Consider the following 441-nt stretch of genomic DNA (forward strand, 5'->3'; position numbering starts at 1 on the left):
GCATCCTGTTCGGCAAGTGGTCGGGCACCGAAGTCAAGCTCAATGGCGAAGACCTTCTGATCATGAAGGAATCCGACGTCATGGGCATCATCGGCTGAATCTCGGCCTCACCATCACTTAAATCCCAGGGCTCAATTCAAGCCCCTGCCAGGAGCTAAAAATGGCTGCCAAAGACGTAAAATTCTCTCGCGATGCCCGTGAGCGCATGCTGCGCGGCGTCAACATCCTCGCCGACGCAGTGAAGGTGACGCTCGGCCCCAAGGGCCGCAATGTCGTCATCGACAAGTCGTTCGGCGCACCGCGCATCACCAAGGACGGCGTCACCGTCGCCAAGGAAATCGAGCTTGAGGACAAGTTCGAGAACATGGGCGCGCAGATGGTCCGCGAAGTTGCTTCGAAGACCAACGACATCGCCGGCGACGGCACCACGACCGCGACCGT

Annotated in this window: 1 protein-coding gene and 1 pseudogene; both read left to right on the forward strand. The window is 59.2% G+C overall.

Annotated elements, in window-relative coordinates:
• Positions 1-98, forward strand: a pseudogene (locus AC0L2V_RS32260) (co-chaperone GroES); the annotation flags it as partial.
• Positions 99-160: 62 nt separating this feature from the next.
• Positions 161-441, forward strand: a 281-nt coding sequence (locus tag AC0L2V_RS32265) for a TCP-1/cpn60 chaperonin family protein (protein WP_473521556.1), incomplete at its 3' end; no start/stop codon positions are given.

This window comes from Mesorhizobium sp. WSM4814 (assembly GCF_055811595.1).